The organism is Stenotrophomonas sp. NPDC047960, assembly GCF_043204395.1.
GTDB lineage: Bacteria > Pseudomonadota > Gammaproteobacteria > Xanthomonadales > Xanthomonadaceae > Stenotrophomonas.
On record NZ_JBIDBX010000002.1, the window covers coordinates 34,375 to 55,022 of the forward strand.

Consider the following 20,648-nt stretch of genomic DNA (forward strand, 5'->3'; position numbering starts at 1 on the left):
GAATACACTCGTGCGACCCCTTTCCATAGGACGCGCGCATGTCTGATGTAATCCCGGCCCCCGAGCAGCCCCGTATTCCGGTCGCCGGTGGCGGAACGTTTCCGGTCCGCCGCATCTACTGTGTCGGGCGCAATTTCGCCGACCATGCCAGGGAAATGGGCGCTGCCGTGCCCGCCACCGATGACCGCGGCCGGCCGATGTTCTTCAGCAAGCCGGCCGATGCGATCGTGGTCGGCCATGACGATGTGATCCCCTACCCGCCTTCCACCCAGGACCTGCACCATGAAGTGGAGCTGGTGGTGGCGATCGGCCGTGACGCGCCTGCCGGCGAGCTGCCGGTGGAACAGGCCGAGGCGCTGGTGTTCGGCTATGGCGTGGGGCTGGACCTGACCCGCCGCGACCTTCAGGCCGCCGCCAAGGCCAAGGGCCACCCATGGGATTCGGCCAAGGGCTTCGACCATTCCGCGCCGGTCAGCGAACTGGTACCGGCCGGTGAAGTGGGCGACCTTGCCGCACTCAACCTGTCGCTGGAGATCAATGGTGAAGTGCGCCAGCAATCGCTGCTGGACCAGATGATCTGGAACGTGCCGGAGATCCTGCACGAGCTGTCCAAGCTGTGGGCGCTGCGCGCCGGTGACCTGGTGTTCATGGGCACGCCGGCGGGGGTAGCCGCACTCAAGCCAGGCGATCGCTTCAGCGCGCGTCTGGAAAACGTCGCGGAGCGGCACGGCATCATCGCCGGATGACGACAGACGCTGCGTTACGCTGCGCCGGTCTTTGATACCCCCGTTACAGGAGAACCCGATGGGAATGCTGACTGAGTTCAAGGAATTTGCCATGCGTGGCAACGTCATCGACCTGGCGGTCGGTGTGGTCATCGGTGCTGCGTTCGGCAAGATCGTCACCGCGCTGGTGGACAAGATCATCATGCCGCCGCTGGGCTGGCTGATCGGTCGAGTGGATTTCTCCGAACTGGCGTGGACACTGGCGCCGGCGCGGCTCGGCCCGGATGGGCAGGAAATTCCGGCGGTGGTGATCGGCTACGGTGATTTCCTCAACACGCTGGTGCAGTTCATCATCGTGGCGTTCGCGATCTTCATGGTGATCAAGGTGATCAACCGCCTGGCCCGCAAGAAGGAAGCGGCACCGGCGGCGCCCAAGGAAGAGATCGTGTTGTTGCGTGAGATCCGCGACAACCTGAAAAAGTAAGATCGGGTTGAACGGCGTACCGACCAACGGTCGGTACCTACCGTTGGGGCCGTGCCGGTAGGCGACGACCGTTGGGGGCGTGCCGCGTGCGCGCTGGTAGGCGACGACCGTTGGTCGTCGCCCTGCCCACCGGTGGAAAACAGCATTCGCCCAACCATGACCTCCCGCCCATGTGCGGCGCGGGCAGGCTGCTAAGCTCGGGGGCTTCCGCCCTGTTCCCCCGGAGTCCGTCCCATGCGTCGCCGCGTCCTTGCCATCGCATCTTCCCTCGCCCTGCTGGCCGCGCCGGCCTTCGCCGCGACGGGCACCACCACCCTGCCGCCGAAATCGCTGGCCACCGCCGCTGAACTGCGCGAGCAGGCCCTGAAGGATGACACGGGCTGGAAGGTGGTCGAATCGTTGACGACCGAAATCGGCCCGCGGATTGCCGGCAGCGAGGCCGATGCCCGCGCGGTAGCCTGGGCTGAAGCCAAGTTCAAGGCGCTGGGTTTTGACAAGGTGTGGAAAGAGCCGGTGACCTTCCCCAAGTGGGAACGCCGCAGTGAACATGCCCAGGTGGTGGGCAGGCACGCACAGCCGCTGAGCATCACCGCGTTGGGCGGCAGCCCGGGCGGCACGGTCGAGGCCGAGGTGGTGCGCTTCGCCGACCTGGCCGCGCTGCAGGCCGCGCCGGAAGGCTCGCTCAACGGCAAGATCGCCTTCGTGGATTACCAGATGACCGCGTACCGCGATGGCCGCGACTACGGCAAGGGCGGCGCGGTGCGCAGCAAGGGCCCGTCCGAAGCGATCCGCAAGGGCGCGGTCGGCTTTGTGATGCGTTCGGCGGGCACCGATTCGCACCGCGTCCCGCATACCGGCATCACCCGCTTCGACGATGGTCTGACTCCGGTGCCGTCGGCGGCGCTGTCGGTGCCCGACGCCAACCAGCTGGCGCGGCTGGTGGCAATGGGCCCGACCAAGGTGAAGCTCAGCCTCGATTGCGGCTGGGATGGCACGGCCACGTCGTACAACGTGATCGGTGAGATCACCGGGCGCAGCCTGCCCAAGGAAGTGGTGGTGATTGGTGGCCACCTTGATTCGTGGGACCTGGGCACCGGCGCGATCGATGACGGTGCCGGCGTGGCGCTGACCATGGCCGCCGGTCACTTGATCGGCCAGCTCAAGCAGGCGCCCAAGCGCACCATCCGTGTGGTGGCCTTCGCCAACGAGGAGCAGGGTCTGTATGGCGGCAAGGCGTACGCCGAAGCGCATGCCAAGGACATCGTGCTGCACCAGCTGGCCGCCGAGAGTGACTTCGGCGCCGGCCGCATCTATGCGTTCAACACCGGCTCGCCGAACCCGGAAGGCTCGCGCGGGGCGACCGCCCAGATTGCCGACGTGCTCAAGCCGTTGGGCATCGAGTATGCCCCGGACAAGGGTGGCCCGGGCCCGGACATCGGCCCGCTGGCCACCAAGGGTGGCGCGTGGGCGTGGCTGGCACAGGACGGAACCGACTACTTCAACCTGCACCATACCGCCGACGACACGCTGGACAAGATCGAGCCGGCGGCGCTGGCGCAGAACGTGGCGGCATACACGGTGTTCGCCTACCTGGCCGCCGAAGCCGATGGAAATTTCGGTAGTGAAGCCAAGGCCACTACCCCGCCGAATGAATGACGGCGGGTAACCCGGTCATCCGGTAGCAGCGGACCGTGGGTCCGCTGCTACAGGCCCCTATCGCACCCACACCGTGCTGGCAGGCAGCGTCATGTTGTCCGGGCGATACACCGGATCCCTGCCTGCGCCGCGCGAGGCTTCGTAATCGCGTAGCGCGGCCAGCGCCGGCTTCTGCAACAGCAGAAGCGCAATGATGTTGAGCCAGGTCATCAGGCCCACGCCGATATCACCCAGTGACCATGCCACGGTGGCGCTGTTCAACGCCGAATACAGCATGGCGCACAGGAAGCCCAGCCGGAACAACGCCATTACCCACGGCGAGTTGCGGTTGCGCAACAGGTACACCACGTTGGTTTCCGCCGTGTAATACAGCGCCAGGATGGTGGTGAAGGCGAAGGGCAGAATCGCCAGGGCGATGAATGAACGCCCGAACCCCGGCAGCGCTGTCTCCACCGCCTGCTGTACGAAACGAGGCCCCGCCTCCAGCCCGGGCACGTTGGCCACGATCCACTGCGCGGGTGCGCCTGGGTCATACACGTTGTAGGTGCCGGCCGACAGGATCAGGAAGGCGGTGGCACTGCACACCACCATGGTGTCGATGTACACCGAACACGCCTGCACCAGGCCCTGCTTGACCGGGTGCGACACCTCCGCCGCCGCGGCCGGATGTGCGCCGCTGCCCATGCCGGCTTCGTTGGACATCACACCGCGGCGCACGCCCCACTGGATGGCCGTGCCGATCATCGCGCCGAACGCGGCATCCTGCCCGAAGGCACTGCGCAGGATGATGCTGAACATCTCCGGCACCGCATCCAGGTTCAGAACCATCACCACGGCAGCCACGACCAGGTAGCCCAGCGCCATGAACGGCACGATGACCTGCGCAACCTGGGCAATGCGGCGTACGCCACCGAAGATGACCATCGCCACTACCGTGCCGATGTCTGCGGCGGTGATCCAGTCCGGTGCTCCCCATGCCTCATCCAGCGCGCTTACCATCGCGTTGGACTGGGTGCCGGGCAGCAGCAGCCCGCAACCGATCACCGTGCTGAGGGCGAACAACACCGCGTACCAGCGTTTGCCCAGGCCTTTCTCGATGTAGTACGCCGGGCCACCACGGTACATGCCGTTACTGTCGCGCTGCTTGTAGATCTGCGCCAGGGTCGATTCGACGAAAGCGCTGGACGCCCCCAGGAAGGCGACGATCCACATCCAGAAAATGGCACCCGGCCCACCGTAGGCAATCGCCATTGCCACGCCGGCGATGTTACCCACGCCGACACGACTGGACAGCGACATGCTCAATGCCTGGAACGAAGACACGCCCGCGACGGAACTGCGCCCCTGGAACATCAGCTTGAGCATCTGTGGCAGGCCACGCAGCTGGATGAAACGGGTGCGCACGCTGAAATACAGGCCCACCAGCAGGCACAAGCCGACCAGCGCCGGGCTCCAGACGATGCCCAGCAGGCGGGCAACGATGTCATCGAGGCCCATCAGAAGAACATGCCCAGGGCGACCTGCGGATTGATGTAGCTGCCGGTGTTGCGGCCGGCCACCGTGAACTCCACCCCGGCAATCAGCCCGACATTGGGACTGAAGTGGTACTGCACCGCCGGCGCGAGGGTGACATTGCGGCTGCCGGGAAGACGCTCATCGATGCGCTGCATGGTGCCATCGGCAGCGGGTGCGTAACCGCTGAGCTGGCGGTCGCTCTGCCGACTGATGGCGAACTCGAACACGCCCACCCACTTCGAATTGAAGCTGTACTCGCCGGCGGCCGAGAGGCCGAGCAGCGACCCCGGGGCGACGTTGCCGCGGAAGCCATCGGGGGTCCCGTACACGCTGTGATCGTTGATCGCCACGCGCGCCGGGGCGGGGCTGGCACTGAGCTGCCCGCGCCAGCGCAGCGGGCGGCCGTTGGGCAGCCACACCACCTGCTGCATGCCCAGCCCGAAGGTGGTGCGCTGCACGCCATCGCCCTGGGCGTTGAGCGGGTTGCCATCGATGCGGTCATAGCTGCCGGTGGCGTAACGCTGGCTCAGCGAGATCGACATCGCCGGGCGGGTGCCGTCTTCGTTCGGTGCCTGCAGCAGGTACTGAACCATGGCAGTGGTATCACCGGCACGGAAACCGCGGCTGCGGTCGCTGCCGGTCTCGGCGCGCGAAGCGCTGAGGTTGATCTGGGCGGTCACGCGCTGGCCGAGGCCGTAGGCGATCGGCACCACGGTCAGCCACGCGGCACTGCGGCCATCGCTGTCATGCCGGCGGCCTTCGCCGTCGAAGTGGCGATCACTGTCGATGCGGACCAGGTAGGGCTCGATGAACAGGTTCCCTTTCGGCAGACCGGCGGGGTTGGGGGTGATCAGCGGGCCCATGAAATTGACGCCATCGAGCGAGTGCTCGGCAGCCTGGGCGGCAGCGGGCAGCAGGCCGGCGATCAGGGCGAAGGAAATCGGGCGCAGGAAACGCAGCGCATCGAATGTCATGGAATGCCTCCTCGGTGGCAGAGTGATGCGGCAGGCCAATCCGCCGCACCGGCAATCTGCACAGGAAGTCATCTCGGAAAAATCGGTAAATCACGCGAATCTTATGTTCTGTGCGCGGGCGCACACAGGAAAATGCCTATCGCGCCAACGCTGTTTTTCAGCAGGTTTCCCGCATGAAATGCGCTTCCGGATTTTCATCCCCGGCGGCCCGGAACGTCAGCGAGCGCGGCCGCTTCGGCGGCGGATACGCGGGACCGACGTGTCGCACTCCGCCCATGCGCGCTGCGATCGGGCATAAAAAAAGCCCGGCCAAGCGGCCGGGCTACCGGGATTCATCACACCCCACGCGGTGAGCGCCACGGAACAGACCGTGATCCGGACAACGGCGCCGCACTGGGTGGGTGTCTCTCCTCACCTACACAGTACGGCGCCGCGTTGCACTGTGACGCAGCGCGAGAGCGGCGCACCATGCGAAAAATCCGAATCCACTGTAGGCACGACTTCATTGGAGACGTCGATCACATCACGCAGGGCAGCGCGCAAGCGTTACCCGAAGTTACCGTTGTGCATACCAGTGCGACAGCAACACAGCGGTGGCCGATGCGACGTTGAGGCTCTCCACCGCGCCACTGCCGGGAATGGATACCTGCATGTCGCAGGTCTGTGCCAGCGCCCGGTCCATGCCCTCGCCTTCAGCGCCCATCACATAGACCAGGCGCGCGGGCAATGGGGTCCTGAACAGATCCGCGCCGCCTTCCACCAGCGTGGCGGCAAGGCCAAAGCCGCCGGCACGCAGTGCGTCCATTGCCTGCGGCAGCGCCGGCAGCCGCACCAACGGCACCGCTTCGGCGCCGCCTTCTGCCACGCGTGCCGCCGCACCGGACAACGCCAGCGTGGAATCGGGCGGCAACAGCAGGCCGGCCACGCCGAAGTGCGCGGCCGAACGCAGGATGGCGCCGAAGTTGTGCGGGTTGCCCACGCCATCCAGCCACAGCGCCAGCGCCGGTTTGTCGGCCGGCAGACCGTCCAGCCATGTACCCAGTTCCAGCATCGGGGCGCGCAGCACGTCAGCCACGACGCCTTCGTGATGGGTAGTGGCGGCGAGTTTGTTGAGGTCGCCCTCTTCCACCACGCGGTAGCCCACGCGGTTGGCCACGCACCACTTCAGCAGCGGCTGCAGGCGCGGAATCAACGCCTCGGCCAGGTACAGCTTGCGCAGTGCCTGCGGCCGGCGCTCGAACAGCGCCTGCACGGCGTTCCAGCCATACAGGCGCAGCTCGTCGTTACCGCGCCCCGGCGGTGGCGGGCTGCCGCCTTCGCGCGGCGGCAGCGGAGTGGCCCGCGGCGGTCGCGACGACGGGCGGCGGGCGTTCTTCCAGGGATCATTCACTACGGGACTGCTCCAGCTTGCGGTGACGCCAGAAATCGGCGTTCTTGATGCCCAGCGCATCGGGGTCGAAGGTCGGATCCAGACCGAGCTTCTTCTGGCGCTCGTAATCGCGCAGGGCGATCAGGGCCGGCTTCTGCACGATCAGGATGGCGATGATGTTCAACCACGCCATCAGGCCCACGCCGATGTCGCCCAGCGCCCAGGCCATCTTGGCGTTGTGGAAAGCACCGAACACCACCATGCCGATGATGCCCAGGCGCAGCGCCAGCACGGTGAGCGGGCGCTTGCGGTTGTGGTTGATGTAGCTGAGGTTGGTTTCGGCCATGTAGTAATAGGCCATGATGGTGGTGAAGGCGAAGAAGAAGATCGCCAGGGCCACGAAGCCCGAACCCCAGCCCGGCAGCACGGTTTCCACCGCCGCCTGCGCGTAGCCCGCCCCTTCGGCCACACCGGCCAGGCCGGCGAACACCGGCTCGGCGCCGGGCATGGGCGAATACACGTTGTAGGTACCGGCCGCCAGGATCAGGAAGGCAGTGGCGGTGCACACCATCATGGTGTCGAAGTAGATGGCGAAGGCCTGCACGTAACCCTGCTTGGCCGGATGCGAGACTTCCGACGCCGCCGCCGCATGCGGGCCGGTACCCTGGCCGGCTTCATTGGCGTAGATGCCGCGCTTGACGCCCCACTCCACCGCCAGGCCCATCATCGCGCCGAACGCAGCATGCGCACCGAACGCACTGCTGAACACGGTGCGGAACATGTCCGGCACGCGCTCGTAGTTGAGGATCATGATGATGATGGCCATCAGGATGAATCCGGCGGCCATGAACGGCACCACCACTTCGGCGAAGTTGGCGATGCGCTTGACGCCGCCGAAGATCACCACGCCCAGCAGCAGGGCGACCACGACGCCGATGCCCAGCTTCAGCGCCTGCACCGATTCCATGCCCATGAACTGGCCATCCAGCGGTCCGCACAGGGCACCGCCGCGGCAGGAGTTGATGATGCTGTCGGCGATGGCATTGGCCTGGACACCCGGCATCAGGAAGCCGGCGGCCACGATGGTGGCCATGGCGAACGCCATCGCGTACCACTTCAGGCCCATGGCTTTTTCGATGTAGTAGGCCGGGCCGCCACGGTAGCGGCCTTCGGCATCCTTGGTCTTGTAGATCTGCGCCAGGGTGCATTCCACGTACGAGGTGGAGGCACCGAGGAAGCCCATCACCCACATCCAGAAGATCGCACCGGGGCCACCGAAGGCGATGGCAGTGGCCACGCCGGCGATATTGCCGATACCCATGCGGCCGGCCATGGACATGGCCAGGGCCTGGAATGAAGAAACACCGGCCTCGGACTTTTCGCCCTGCACGGTAAGCCGGCACATTTCGAAGAAGCCGCGCAGCTGCATGAAGCGGGTGCGTACGCTGAAGAACAGGCCGGCAGCCAGGCACAGGAAAATGAGTGCCTTGCTCCAGATGATGCCATTGATGAATTCAACTACTGCTTCCACGCGCTCTCTCCAGTCGGCGGAAAATGAAGGACGTCCCGTCGGCTGGAAGGGACCGGGTCGATTCTCCACGATCGCGCGCCAGCCCGATAGGGCCGATATTCGGCATCGGGCGCCACGCCACGACCAACGGTCGTGGCATACCCGGGTCGGCGCCGCGCGGTCGCGGCACACCGGCGTGCGGGGTCCCCGACGCCGGTAGGTCCCGACCGTTGGTCGGGACGCGGCCGGCCGTCAGGGCGTCCGTTCACGCACCCGGGCAAACCGCCTCAGATCATGCAACTGGCCGCGCTTGAAGACCGCACAGCGGGCGGTGCCCTCTTCCTGGAACCCGTTGCCCAGCAGCACCCGGGCCGAGCCTTCGTTGAAATCCAGCACGTCGGCCTGCAGCCTGAACAGGCGCCGCTCGTCCATCACCCAAGGGACGAACAGGCCCACCACGCGGGTCATCCAGCCCTGCCCCCAGTACGCGCGGCCCAGCCAGTAACCCAGCTCGGCGGTGTGAGCGCGCTCGGCCACGCCCGGCTGGGCGCCAATGCTGCCGCAGGCGCAGCCGTCGATCTCGATGGCCAGGTTGAGCGTCCCGGGGGCCAGGATCCGGCCACCGAGGAAAGCTTCGCCGTCTTCGCGGGTGTACGGAAACGGAAAGCGGTCGCGCAACCCGCGCGACACCGCCTCGTCATTGGCATGCTGCAGCAGCGCCTGCAGATCGCTGCTGCGCCAGGGGCGCAGCACGAATCCGGGGCCTTCCAGCCGCAGCGGCAGGTCAGGCATGGCCACCAACCGACGGGGTGTCGGCTTCCTGCTTCTCCAGTTCACGGGCCACTGCTTCGGGCGAGCGCGTGTACGGTGCCAGCAGTGCGTAGAACGCCGGCACCACGAACAGCGACAGGAAGGTGGAGACGGTGACGCCGAAGATCACCACGATGCCAATGGTGCCGCGGCTGGCCGAACCGGGGCCGCCAGCGACCACCAGCGGAATCGCACCGACGACGGTGGCGATGGAGGTCATCAGGATCGGGCGCAGGCGCACCATCGCCGATTCGACGATGGCGCGGTGTACGTCGCGCCCCTCATCGCGCAGCTGGTTGGCAAACTCGACGATCAGGATGCCGTTCTTGGCCGCCAGCCCGACCAGCATGACGATGCCGATCTGGCTGAACAGGTTGATGGTACCGCCGCTGACATACAGGCCCAACAGCGCGCCGAGCACGCCCAGCGGCACGGTGAGCATGATCACCAGCGGGTGGATGAAGCTTTCGAACTGTGCGGCCAGCACCAGGTACACCACCAGCAGGGCCATGGCGAAGGTGAGCAGCACCGCGCTGCCGGCGTTCTGGTACTCGCGCGATTCGCCCTTCCAGTCGATCTGCGCATGCTGCGGCAGTTCTTCGCGTGCGGTCTGCTGGGCCCAGGCGATCGCCTCGCCGAGCGGATAACCCGGGGCGAGACCGGCGCTGATGGTGATCGCGCGCAGGCGGTTGAAGCGATTTAGGTTGCCCGCTTCGGCCACTTCGCTGAGCGTGACCAGGTTGGACAGCGGCACCAGTTCACCGCTGGTGGCACGCACGCGGATGGCGGCCAGGTCGTCGGGCGAGGCGCGGCCTTCGCGGCCGGCCTGGACCAGCACGTCATACTCTTCGCCGTTGTCGACGAAGGTGGTGACCCGGCGCGAGCCCATCATGGTTTCCAGTGCCGAACCAATCGCGGTGACCGACACACCCAGGTCGGCCGCACGCTGGCGGTCGATGTTCACCCGCATCTGCGGGCGGGTTTCCTTGTAATCCGAGTCGGGGCCGACCAGGCCGGGGTTGTCGGCCATGCGCTCGAGCATGCGGTCCCGCCACTGTGCGATTTCGGCGTATTCAGGCCCACCCAGCACGATCTGGAACGGCTGGCCGCCACTGCGCACCAGCCCGCCCCCCACCTGGGTGCGCACACGCACGCCACGGATGCCGTCCAGGTCTTTCTGCAGTTCGGCCGCTACCTCGGGGGTGGCCGTCGCGCGCTCGCGCCAGGGTTGCAGGAACACGCTGATGCGGCCGGTATGCATTTCCTCGCTGGCGCCGAAGCCACCGGGCACACGTGGATTGGCGCGCACGATCGGCTTGTCCTCGCCGACATACCCGGCCACGATCTTTTCCACTTCCTGCACCTGGCCCACGGTGTAGTCGTAGCCGGCGCCTTCCGGGCCGTCGATCATGATCTGGAACGAGCCACGGTCTTCGGCCGGGGCCAGCTCGGAGGGCAGCAGTTTCAGCAGCAGGGCGCTGGCGGCCAGCGACAGCAGCATCACTACGACATAGACCCAGATCTTGCCGACGTGCCTGTCGAGCACACGGCCATAGGCCGCCGAGACGCGGTCCAGGTTGCGGTTGATCAGCCCGTGCAGGCCGCGCGGCGGCTGGCCGGTGTGCGGCTTGAGCAGCTTGGAGGCCATCATCGGCGTGAGGGTCAGCGACACGAACGCCGACAGCGCCACGGCGGCGGCCAGGGCCACCGCCAGTTCGCGGAACAGCCGGCCGGTGTTGCCTTCGAGGAACCCGACAGGCAGGAACACGGCGACCAGCACCGCCGTAGTGGCGATGACCGCGAAAGCCACCTGCGCCGTGCCCCGCTTGGAGGCCACCAGTGGCGGCTCGCCCAAGTCGATGCGGCGCTGCACGTTTTCGACCACCACAATGGCGTCGTCCACTACCAGGCCGATACACAGCACCAGTGCGAGCAGGGTGAGCAGGTTGATCGAGAAGCCGAAGGCGTACAACGCGATGAAGGCCGCCACCAGGCAGACCGGCACGGTCACGGCGGGAATCAGCGCGGCGCGGAAACTGCCAAGGAACAGCCAGATCACCGCCAGCACCAGCAGCATGGCCTCCACCAGCGTGGCGTACACGCGGTCGACGGCGGCTTCGATGAAGGTGGTGTTGTCGAAGGCCACGAAGATGTGGGTGCCTTCAGGCAGGGTCAGCCCGACCCGTTCGGCCTCGGCACGTGCTGTGCGCGCCACGTCCAGCGAGTTGGCGGTGGAGGTCTTGACGATGCCCAGGCCGATGCCCGGTTCGCCGTTGCTGCGGTAGTAGGCGCGGCGTTCGGACGAGGCCAGTTCGATCCTGGCCACGTCGCCCATGCGCACCACGTAGCCATCGGCGCCTTTGCCGAGCGGGATGGTGGCGAAGTCTTCCGGCTTTACGTAGTTGCGCTCCACGCGCAGGGTGAAATCGCGGTCGGCCGATTCGATGCGACCGGCCGGAAGCTCCACGTTCTCGTTGCGAAGCGCGGTTTCGACATCACCCACGGTCAGGCCGCGCGCGGCCAGCTGGTCGCGGTCGAGCCAGATGCGCATGGCATAGCGCTGGCGGCCGCCGATGCGGACCTGGGCCACGCCATCGAGGCTGGAGAAGCGGTCGACGACGTAGCGGTCGGCGTAGTCGCTCAGCTCCAGCGTGTTCATGCTGGAGGAGGTCATGTTGAACCAGATGATCGGGTCGGCGTCGCTCTCGACCTTGGCGATTTCCGGCGGGCGCGCCTCTTCGGGCATGCGGTCGGCGACGCGGCTGACGGCGTCGCGCACATCGTTGGCGGCCGCCTCGATATCGCGGTTGGATGTAAATTCGATGCTGACCTGGGCGCGGCCGTTGGAGCTGCGCGCGTTGATGGTGTCGATGCCTTCGATGCCGGCCAGGGCGTCTTCCAGCACCTGGGTGATCCGGCTTTCGATGACGGCCGCCGAGGCACCGGTGTAATCGACCGAGACCGAGACGATCGGCGGGTCGATCGCGGGCAGTTCGCGCAGGGTCAGGCGGGTGAACGACATGATGCCCAGCACGACCAGCAGCAGGCTCATCACCACGGCAAACACCGGCCGCTGGATGGAGATGTTGGACAGTTTCATCCGGCGCTGCCCACGGGCGCTGCCGCAGCGGTCGCGCCGGTCGGGGCGCGGGTGGTGCCGGCCGGGGCCGGATCCGTGGCTTTCTCCGCAGCCGGGCTGGCGGCCGGGGTCGCGGGTGCGGGTGCAGGTGCTGCTGCAGGCGCGGCGGTGTCGTTGACCTTCAGGCCGGGACGCAGCTTGCCGGTGCCGTCGACCACGATGCGGTCGCCGGCTTTGAGGCCTTCGCGGATTTCAACCACACCGGAGCGGCGCGCGCCGCTGACCACGTCGATGCGTTCGACGACGTGGTCGGGTTTGACGCGGAACACGAAGGAGTCGCGGCCGACCTGGACCACGGCAATCTCGGGAATGACCAGGGCCTGGCGTTCGGGGCGGAACATGCGCACGTCGAGCAGCATGCCCGGGCGCAGGGCGTGGTCGGCGTTGATGAAATCGGCGCGCACGGTGACGGCGCGGGTGCCGGGATCGACGCGGGTATCGATGGTGGCGACGTCGCCTTCGAAGGTGCGCCCCGGGTAGGCCACGCTGGTGGCGCTGACCTTGTCGCCCTTGGTCAGCGAAGCCAGTTCGGCTTCGGGCACCTGGAAATCGACGTGCATGCGTTCGATGTCGTCGAGGGTGGCGATGACGGTGCTGGGGGTGACCAGCGAGCCTTCGCTGACCTGGCGGATGCCGAGCACGCCGGCAAACGGGGCGCGCACGCGGCGGTCGCCGATGTCGGACTGCATTTCGCGCACGCGCGCTTCAGCGGCATCGCGGATGGCGCGCTGGGTGTCGAGGGTGGCGCTGGCGACGAGCTGCTGGGCGGCCAGTTCACGCTGGCGCCTGTACAGCTGGTCGGCCTCGGCAAAAGTGGCCTGGGCCTGCAGCAGGGCCGCTTCCTGGGCCTGCCCGCGCAGGGTGACCAGCGGGGTGCCGGCGGAGACCTGCTGGCCGCTGTCGAAGTGCACGGTTTCGATGATTTCGCTGACCTTGGCGGTGATGGTCACCGACTCGCGGGCCTTGGCGGTGCCCAGCGCCTGCAGGGTGTCGCTCCACGCGGAGGTCTGCACCACCTGGGTGGTCACCGGCACGACCTCGGCCTGCCGGCGGGCGGCTTGGTCCTTGCTGCCACACCCGGCCAGGATGGCCAGGCCGAGGCCGGCAATGATGCGTGCGGTGATGCGTCCCGACATGAAGTACAGCCCTTGATGTTCCACGACCGGCAAGTGTAGCCACGACCCGCGTCAGGCATATGTGCCAAGCGTTTACCGGCACCTTCACATCACCGGGTGACACGCGCAATCCCTTTCGTGCTGGGGCCTGCGGGGCATGTAACGGCATGTGTCAACGCATGTCGGATTGCATCTCCACTGTACCGTGCAGGGCAATCGGCAGTAGGGTCGGTTCCCAAACGACCGCTGACCATGCGGATCGGTGCGGTAACGCATGACCGTAGCCGAAGCTGGCGTTTGCGGTGGCCGTGGAAGCGCCAGAGCCTGCGCCGATCATTGTCATGCGTTACCGGGTGCTGGGGCGTTCACGGCAGTCGTTTGGGAACCGACCCTACCCCGTGCGGCGTGCCGACCAATGGTCGGCACCTGCCTCAATACCGGTAATTCACCTTCATCCAGGCCGTGCGGCCGGGTTCGTTGATGCGTACCGGATCGGCAGGAAAGCCGAAATCTGCGCTGCCGGCGAGGTTGAGGTGCTCGCTGTAGGCGCGGTCGAACAGGTTGTCCACGCCTGCGCTGAGCTGCAGTGCATCGCTGATCCGGTAGCCGGCGTTGAGCGCGAGCGTGGCGAAGCCTGCGCTTGGGCCGAGGTCGCGCGCGACCACGTTGCCCTGCCCCGGTGCCACGCGGTTCTGGCGGGTCACTGCGCGCGCCAGTGCGCCCGCGCTCCAGCGCGCGCCTTCCCAGCCTGCGCTCAGGCGTGCTTCCAGCGGCGGCATCTGCGGAAGTGCGCCACCATCGGTGCGGTTTTCGCCCCATGCGTAGGCCACCGTGCCGCCGACCTTCCAGCCCTGCCCGAGCGCGAACTCGGCGCCTGCTTCGGCGCCGGCAATGCGTGCGTCGACATTGCTGGCCTGGGTGGTGCTGCCCATCATGCCGCCGTCGCGGTAGGTGAACAGGATGTAGTCCTGGATGCGCCCTGCGTACGCCGACACCCATGCGTTCACCCGCTCATCCCGGTACTGCAGGCCTATATCGAGCTGGGTGGTTTTTTCCGGCCGCACCGCACTGAAGGCGTTGATGCTGCCGGCCGGACCCATCGTGGGCGAAAAAAGCTCCCAGTAATCGGGCATGCGTTCGCTGTGGCCGATACCGGCGTAGGTGGTCAGCGCGCTGCTGATGTCACGCTCGAAACGCAGGAAGCCACTGCCCAGGTCTTCGTGGCGGCGCTGCCCGGCGGTCGGGTTCGGCATCGCCATCATGCCGGTGGTGGCGCGCTCGTCGGTGACGTCCGCGCGATCGATGCGCAGCCCGCCGACCCAACGTTGCGCAGTGCCTTCGCCCAGGGTGATCTCGGTGAACACGCCCTGGTTTTTCTGGCGTGCGTCGGTGGACCATGGCGTGAGCCGGTAGGTGTTGCGGCCCATGCCGTTGCGGCTGCGGTGGCGGCTGTCGAGCGCGTCCACCCCGGCGACGATGGCGATGTCCTGCCAGCGCCATTCGGAGGCGATGCGACCGCCAGCGGTTCGGCGATCGACGTTCGAGGCCATCGGCATCGGCATGCTGCTGCCCGGGTTGGGGTCGCGCAGGGTGTAGTTGTCCATGACGTGGTCGGCGTCGTTGTAGTACACGTTGGCCTGAAGTTTGTCCCACGCACCGGGCAGGTTGTCGCGCTCGAAGCGCGCGGCGTAGCTGGTGCGCCTGAACGCGGCGCCATCCATGCCACGCCCGGCATAACGCGCGATCGCATCGCCGGTGCCGGCGGACAGCTCCAGTACGGTATCTGCGTCGGGGGTCCAGCCCACGGCGACGTCGCTGGTCCACTTGCGCCACCTGGACGGCACCACTTCGCCATTGCCGTCCCTGTAGTCATCGGCTTCGGAACGATTGCCGTTGACGCGCACGTAGCCCTGCGACGCGCCGGCGGTGAGGTCCAGCACCTGGTCGTTGCGGTTGCGCGAGCCGACCAGCGCGCTGGCATCGAGCTCGATGCCCGGCGCGTCGAAGCGCGGGGTGTCGCGCTCGAAGCGCACCGTGCCGGCTGAAGCGCCGGCGCCCCAGCGCACGCTCTGCGGGCCCTTGATGATGGTCAGCCGGTCGAAGGTCTCCGGGGCGATGTAGGACAGCGGGTTGTCCATGCGCGAAGGGCACGCGCCGATCAGGTTGCCTTCGTTGCTGACGATGTTCAGGCGCGAACCGAACATGCCGCGCAGCACCGGGTCGCCGTTGGTGCCGCCGTTGCGGATGGCCGCGAAGCCGGGCACGGTCTTGAGGTAATCGGCACCGTCGCTGGCCGGCACCGGCTGGCGCGGCAGGCGCGGGTCGGTGACCCAGTGCAGCGGCGAGGACGGCGCGCTGGCGGTGACCACCATCGTGTCGAGGGTGCGGGCATCGTCGCGTTCGGTGGCCTGCAACGGCAGCGCGGCCAGCGCAAGCCACAGGGAAACAGACAGGCGCGTCACTGCGCCCGCGCTGCGGGAGGATAGCTTCATGGTGGAACTCCGGAAAACGCACAGGCGCGCGACGCCATCACGGCGTCACGCAGCAGGAAAATGAAAGGGCGGTCTCAGGCGTGAAGCGGGGGGCCACGCGCGGCGTGGGCAGGCCAGCGCAGGCTGCGCGGCGTGGCGACGCTGCGCAGCACCGTGGGGGCAATGATCGGCAGCGCAGGCAGCAGAACGATCAGCACTGCCAACCACGGCATCAACCGCGAGGCCATCATGCAGTATTCGCACGCCTCGCCATGGCCGGCATGCGGGTCGATCGGGGCAGCGGGTTGTGGGTGGGCCGTTGCAGCGGCATGGCCTGACATGTCGTGCATCGCCATGTCGTGCGTGTCACTGTCACTTGCCGCCATCGCGTGCATGTCGTGATGCGACATGCCGGAATGCGGCATGGGTTCAAGGCTGGCCGCGCTGCGGGGCATGACGTGCGCCATGCCACCGGGCATCAGCATTACCGACGGGCCCTGGGCCTGCTGCCAGCGGCTGACCAGCGGCGCCAGCGCCATCAGCAGCGTCGCCACGAAGGCGAGTTTCAGCAGGGCGGCATACGGGCGGCGACGGCGATTCACCGCGCGATTGTAGCGGTCGGTTTCTACGCGCACACGCCTGAACAGGCACCTGCGACCAAGCGTCGCAGGGACGGCGTGACGACCCACGGCATGCCCGCCTGCGGCGGGCACCCGGACTCCGGATCGGTAGCGCCCGACCGTTGGTCGGGCGGCGTCAGACCGTAATGGTCTGGGTCAACGATTCCCACGTCGGCGGCAGCGGCCAATCCGCTTCCTGGTTGCCATCGATGACCCGGCGCAGGTCGCGGGTGTCGATCTGCGGGGCCAGTACATGCACCAGTTCCAGCGCGTAATCGCGCAGCACGCGGTCGCGTGGCAGCACGGCCCAGGCGATGCATTCGTCGATCGGCGCCGGCGCCGGCCACGAGCGCAGGTCTTCGTCGCCGGCGTTGACGGCCATCTCTGCCAGCAGGCCCACGCCGAGGCCGGTGCGCACGTAGGTCTTGATCAGGTCCGCATCGAGCGCGGTCAGCGCGATGTCCGGGGTCAGTCCCGACGCGGCGAAGGCACGCTGCAGCGAGGAACTGCCACGGGTGGAGGATTCGTAGCTGATCAGCGGCTGGGTCGACAGCGCCTGCAGGTCCGGAGCGGCCCCGGGGCGGTCGAGCGGGTGGCCGCGCGGTACCAGCACCAGCCGGCGCCAGCGGTACAGCGGAATGGCGATGCCGGCGGTGGGTTCGGCACCGGCGGTGCTGATGATGGCGATATCCGCATCGCCCTGGCTGAGCAGGTCCAGCGCGTCGCTTTCGGCGGCCTGCTGCAGGTGCACGCTGACCTGCGGGTAGGCCTGCTTGATGCGCGCGACCGCCGGCGGCAGCACGAACCGCGCCTGGGTGTGGGTCGTGGTCAGGATCAGCTGGCCCTGGCTCTCGCGGCGCTGGTTGGCCGCGTAGGTGCGGATGTTGTTGGCTTCGGACAGCACCGCGCGGGCACGGCCGATCACCTCCACGCCCGCCGGGGTCACGGCTTCCAGGCTGCGGCCCTTGCGCACGAACAGCAGGAATCCCAGTTCATCTTCCAGCTGCTTGAGTTGCTTGGACAGCCCGGGCTGGGTGGCGTGCACCCGGGAGGCGGCCAGCGTGATGTTGAGCTCGGCGTCGGCGATGGCGACCAGGTAACGGAGTTGGGTCAGCGTCATGGGCGTGCGCGCAGCAGGAAGGAGGGGTCAAGTCGACTGTAAGGCAGTTGCCGTCACCAGCTTATAACCAAATGTTGTTTATGAAGGTAATCAGGTCATTTCGCGCGCTCATATGCGAGCGCTACGGTCTGGCGGAACCCGTCATCGATTCCCCGTGGAGCATTCCCATGGCCCTGTACAACTCGATCCTGGACACCATTGGCAACACCCCGGTCGTACGCCTGAACCGCATCGCCCCGGACCACGTCACCCTGTACGCGAAGGTGGAATCGTTCAATCCCGGCGGCTCGGTGAAAGACCGGCTGGCGCTGGCGATCATCCTGGATGCGGAGGCCCGCGGCGTACTCAAGCCCGGCGATACCATCGTGGAGGCCACCTCCGGCAATACGGGCGTCGCCCTGGCGATGGTGGCGGCGGCGCGTGGCTACAAGTTCGTGGCCACGATGGTGGAGACCTTCTCCATCGAGCGCCGCAAGCTGATGCGCGCCTATGGCGCCAAGGTGATCCTGACCCCGGCCGCCGAGCGCGGTTCGGGCATGGTAAAGCGCGCCCGCGAGCTGGCCGAGGAACACGGCTGGTTCCTGGCCAGCCAGTTCACCAACCCGGCCAACCCGGCCTATCACCGCAACACCACGGCGGCCGAGATCCTGCGTGACTTCGCCGGCACGCGGCTGGACTACTTCGTGACCGGCTGGGGCACCGGCGGCACGCTCACCGGGGTGGGCGAGGTGCTGAAGGTGGCCCGCCCGGAAACCCGCATCATCGCCACCGAGCCGGAAGGCGCGGCGCTGCTGGGCGGCGCGGAGTGGAAGCCGCACAAGATCCAGGGCTGGACCCCGGATTTCGTGCCGGACGTGCTCAACCGCGAGGTCTACGATGAACTGCTGAGCATCGACGACGCCCGCGCGATGGAAACCGCGCGCCGGCTGGCCGCCGAGGAAGGCATCTTCGTCGGCATCTCGGCCGGTGCCACGGTGGCCAGCGCGCTGGATGTGGCGGCCAAGGCGGCGCCCGGCAGCGTGCTGCTGGCGATGCTGCCCGACACCGGCGAGCGCTACTTCTCCACGCCGCTGTTTGCCGATATCAACGAGGGCTCCGACGACGAGTGGCTGGCCGGCACCCCCTGAACCGGCGGCCCTGGCTGACCGTGGACGCCCACCGCCGCGGTGGGCGTTTTCGTTTGCAACGCGACCTTCATCTGCCGTGAAGCCACCCCGACGCAAGGTAGGGGTGTTGGGCAGCGCCCGCCGGGTCGCACTGCCTGAGACGACGATGACGCAGCCTAGATGCCGTGGCCGCTAGCGTGTGAGGCGGCAGTCATCCCGTTGTATGGACCCGGTTTAGAAGGAGCGGCACGCATGAAGATCGAAGTGTGGCAGGGCGACATCACGACCCTGGCGGTGGATGCGATCGTCAATGCGGCCAACGAATCCCTGCTCGGCGGGGCTGGCGTGGATGGGGCGATCCATCGCGCGGCCGGCCCGCGGCTGCTGGCCGAGTGCGCGGGGTTGCCGGAGATCCGCCCGGGCATACGCTGCCCGACCGGTGAAGTGCGTGCCACGGCCGGCTACAACCTGCCGGCCAGGCATGTGCTGCATACGGTAGGCCCGGTGTGGCAGGACGGCCTGCGCGATGAGCCGGCGCTGCTGGCCAACTGCTATTGGAAATCGCTGCAGCTGGCCGAGAAACTCGGCCTGGCATCGATCGCGTTCCCTGCGATCAGCTGCGGGGTGTTCGGTTATCCGCTGCACCAGGCCGCACATATCGCGGCGACCGAGACATTGACCTGGCAGCGTTCGCACCGCGAACCGCTGCGGATCATCCTGGTGGCCTACAACGCCGCAACGTTCAAGGTGTACCAGCAGGCGCTGGTGGCACTGGGGCAACCGGCGGCCGTGGCGGGGCCGTTGCCGCCGCGCGGGACTGGGCTGGAATTACCGGCGGCCGCACCGCAGTAGCGCCGTCGGGATGCAAAAAAAACGCCGGCATTGCGCCGGCGTCTTTTTCATTCCATGCGGTCGGCAGGATCAGCCGTTCCACTTGCCCAGTGCCGCCAGGCCATTTTCCCTGGCGCGGTCGTACACGGTCTGCTGTGCCTTGGCGACATTGGCCTTGGTGTCCTTGGCCCACAGCTTCAGCGCGGCCTGCTGCATGGCACGGCCGTAGGAGAAGCTCAGCGGCCACGGCAGGTTGCCCATCTGGTTCATGGCATTGAGGTGCGCAGTGGACTGCTCGTCGCTCTGGCCACCGGACAGGAACACCACGCCCGGCAGGATCGCCGGCACGGTGCTCTTGAGGCACATGACGGTCGATTCAGCCACTTCCTCGACATCGGCCTGCTCTTCGCAGCCCTTGCCGGAGATGACCATCGACGCTTTCAGGATGGTGCCTTCCAGCAACACGTTCTGCTGGTAAAGCGCGTCGAACAGCGAACGCAGGGTGGCTTCGGTGACTTCGTAGCAGGTTTCGATGTCGTGGTCGCCGTCCATGATCACTTCCGGCTCGACCATCGGCACCAGGCCGCATTCCTGGCACAGCGCGGCATAACGGGCCAGCGCATGCGCGTTGGACTCGATGCAGGTGCCCGACGGAATGCTTTCGCCGATGTTGATCACCGCGCGCCACTTGGCGAAACGCGCACCCAGCTTGTAGTACTCCTGCAGGCGCTCACGCAGGCCATCGAGGCCTTCGGTGACCAGCTCGCCCGGGCAGCCGGCCAGCGGGTGGGCACCCTTGTCGACCTTGATGCCCGGGATCATGCCGTTGTCGGCCATGTACTTGGCGAACGGCACCCCGTCCTTGGTGGACTGGCGGATGGTTTCGTCGTACAGGATCGCGCCGGAAATGTGCTCGTTGAGCTTCGGCGTGGTCAGCAGCAGCTCGCGGTAGGCACGACGGTTCTCTTCGGTGTTCTCGATGCCCACGCTGGCGAAGCGCTTGGCGATGGTACCGGTGGATTCGTCGATTGCGATGATGCCCTTGCCCGGGGCGACCATGGCCTGGGCGGTTTCGGCCAGCTGTTCGATGCTCATGTATTTCCTGTGGCGGGTGCGGGAAAAACACGATTATAGCGGTCCGTTCCCGTGAACTGGCCGTTCACGGGGGATGGAAGCGCTTTCAGTATGAACGCGGGCGGTTCG

Annotated in this window: 16 protein-coding genes; 5 read left to right on the forward strand and 11 right to left on the reverse strand. The window is 67.1% G+C overall.

Annotated elements, in window-relative coordinates; translation table 11 throughout:
* The first annotated feature begins 38 nt into the window (after positions 1–38).
* From ACGFZ3_RS05815 to ACGFZ3_RS05825, 3 genes are all read left to right on the forward strand, one after another.
* Entirely contained in the window at positions 39–746 is a 708-nt protein-coding gene (locus ACGFZ3_RS05815) for a fumarylacetoacetate hydrolase family protein (RefSeq protein ID WP_392917738.1), read from the forward strand.
* A 58-nt stretch (positions 747–804) separates the two neighbouring features.
* Positions 805–1,209 carry a large-conductance mechanosensitive channel protein MscL gene (mscL, locus tag ACGFZ3_RS05820; protein WP_392917741.1) on the forward strand — a complete coding sequence of 135 codons (405 nt, stop codon included), beginning with the start codon at positions 805–807 and terminating at the stop codon, positions 1,207–1,209.
* Positions 1,210–1,443: 234 nt separating this feature from the next.
* Complete coding sequence (locus ACGFZ3_RS05825; RefSeq protein ID WP_392917744.1) at positions 1,444–2,865, forward strand: M20/M25/M40 family metallo-hydrolase; 1,422 nt, start codon at positions 1,444–1,446, stop codon at positions 2,863–2,865.
* Between the two features lie 57 nt (positions 2,866–2,922).
* Here the strand turns inward: ACGFZ3_RS05825 and ACGFZ3_RS05830 are convergent, their stop codons facing one another.
* The 10 genes from ACGFZ3_RS05830 to ACGFZ3_RS05875 form a co-directional block, all read right to left on the reverse strand.
* Complete coding sequence (locus ACGFZ3_RS05830) at positions 2,923–4,362, reverse strand: alanine/glycine:cation symporter family protein (RefSeq protein WP_392917747.1); 1,440 nt, start codon at positions 4,360–4,362, stop codon at positions 2,923–2,925.
* Positions 4,362–5,354 (reverse strand): hypothetical protein, encoded by a 993-nt coding sequence (locus ACGFZ3_RS05835; RefSeq protein WP_392917750.1) that lies wholly within the window; start codon positions 5,352–5,354, stop codon positions 4,362–4,364. Before ACGFZ3_RS05835 ends, ACGFZ3_RS05830 begins: the two co-directional genes overlap by 1 nt.
* A gap of 556 nt (positions 5,355–5,910) precedes the next feature.
* Positions 5,911–6,744, reverse strand: coding sequence for a TrmH family RNA methyltransferase (locus ACGFZ3_RS05840; RefSeq protein WP_392917753.1), 834 nt, complete (start codon positions 6,742–6,744; stop codon positions 5,911–5,913).
* Complete coding sequence (locus ACGFZ3_RS05845; RefSeq protein ID WP_392917756.1) at positions 6,737–8,254, reverse strand: alanine/glycine:cation symporter family protein; 1,518 nt, start codon at positions 8,252–8,254, stop codon at positions 6,737–6,739. The genes ACGFZ3_RS05840 and ACGFZ3_RS05845 overlap by 8 nt, the downstream gene beginning before the upstream one ends.
* A gap of 231 nt (positions 8,255–8,485) precedes the next feature.
* Positions 8,486–9,025, reverse strand: a complete 540-nt coding sequence (locus tag ACGFZ3_RS05850; RefSeq protein WP_392917759.1) for a GNAT family N-acetyltransferase — start codon at positions 9,023–9,025, stop codon at positions 8,486–8,488.
* Positions 9,018–12,143 carry an efflux RND transporter permease subunit gene (locus ACGFZ3_RS05855; RefSeq protein WP_392917762.1) on the reverse strand — a complete coding sequence of 1,042 codons (3,126 nt, stop codon included), beginning with the start codon at positions 12,141–12,143 and terminating at the stop codon, positions 9,018–9,020. Before ACGFZ3_RS05855 ends, ACGFZ3_RS05850 begins: the two co-directional genes overlap by 8 nt.
* Entirely contained in the window at positions 12,140–13,318 is a 1,179-nt protein-coding gene (locus ACGFZ3_RS05860) for an efflux RND transporter periplasmic adaptor subunit (RefSeq protein WP_392917764.1), read from the reverse strand. Before ACGFZ3_RS05860 ends, ACGFZ3_RS05855 begins: the two co-directional genes overlap by 4 nt.
* A gap of 410 nt (positions 13,319–13,728) precedes the next feature.
* Entirely contained in the window at positions 13,729–15,789 is a 2,061-nt protein-coding gene (locus tag ACGFZ3_RS05865; protein WP_392917767.1) for a TonB-dependent copper receptor, read from the reverse strand.
* 74 nt (positions 15,790–15,863) lie between these two features.
* On the reverse strand, positions 15,864–16,370 hold the full coding sequence (locus tag ACGFZ3_RS05870; RefSeq protein WP_392917770.1) for a DUF2946 family protein: 507 nt from the start codon (positions 16,368–16,370) through the stop codon (positions 15,864–15,866).
* A 154-nt stretch (positions 16,371–16,524) separates the two neighbouring features.
* The gene (locus ACGFZ3_RS05875; RefSeq protein ID WP_068853844.1) at positions 16,525–17,508 is read right to left on the reverse strand and encodes a LysR family transcriptional regulator; all 984 of its coding nucleotides are present in this window, start codon (positions 17,506–17,508) and stop codon (positions 16,525–16,527) included.
* Between the two features lie 167 nt (positions 17,509–17,675).
* Here ACGFZ3_RS05875 and cysK point away from each other — a divergent pair, with 167 nt between their 5' ends.
* The gene (gene cysK / locus ACGFZ3_RS05880; RefSeq protein ID WP_392917772.1) at positions 17,676–18,635 is read left to right on the forward strand and encodes a cysteine synthase A; all 960 of its coding nucleotides are present in this window, start codon (positions 17,676–17,678) and stop codon (positions 18,633–18,635) included.
* Positions 18,636–18,866: 231 nt separating this feature from the next.
* Entirely contained in the window at positions 18,867–19,466 is a 600-nt protein-coding gene (locus tag ACGFZ3_RS05885; RefSeq protein ID WP_392917775.1) for an O-acetyl-ADP-ribose deacetylase, read from the forward strand.
* A gap of 69 nt (positions 19,467–19,535) precedes the next feature.
* On the opposite strand, the gene ACGFZ3_RS05890 is transcribed toward ACGFZ3_RS05885, so the two are convergent.
* The gene (locus ACGFZ3_RS05890) at positions 19,536–20,540 is read right to left on the reverse strand and encodes a class I fructose-bisphosphate aldolase (protein WP_392917778.1); all 1,005 of its coding nucleotides are present in this window, start codon (positions 20,538–20,540) and stop codon (positions 19,536–19,538) included.
* Between the last annotated feature and the right edge of the window lie 108 nt (positions 20,541–20,648).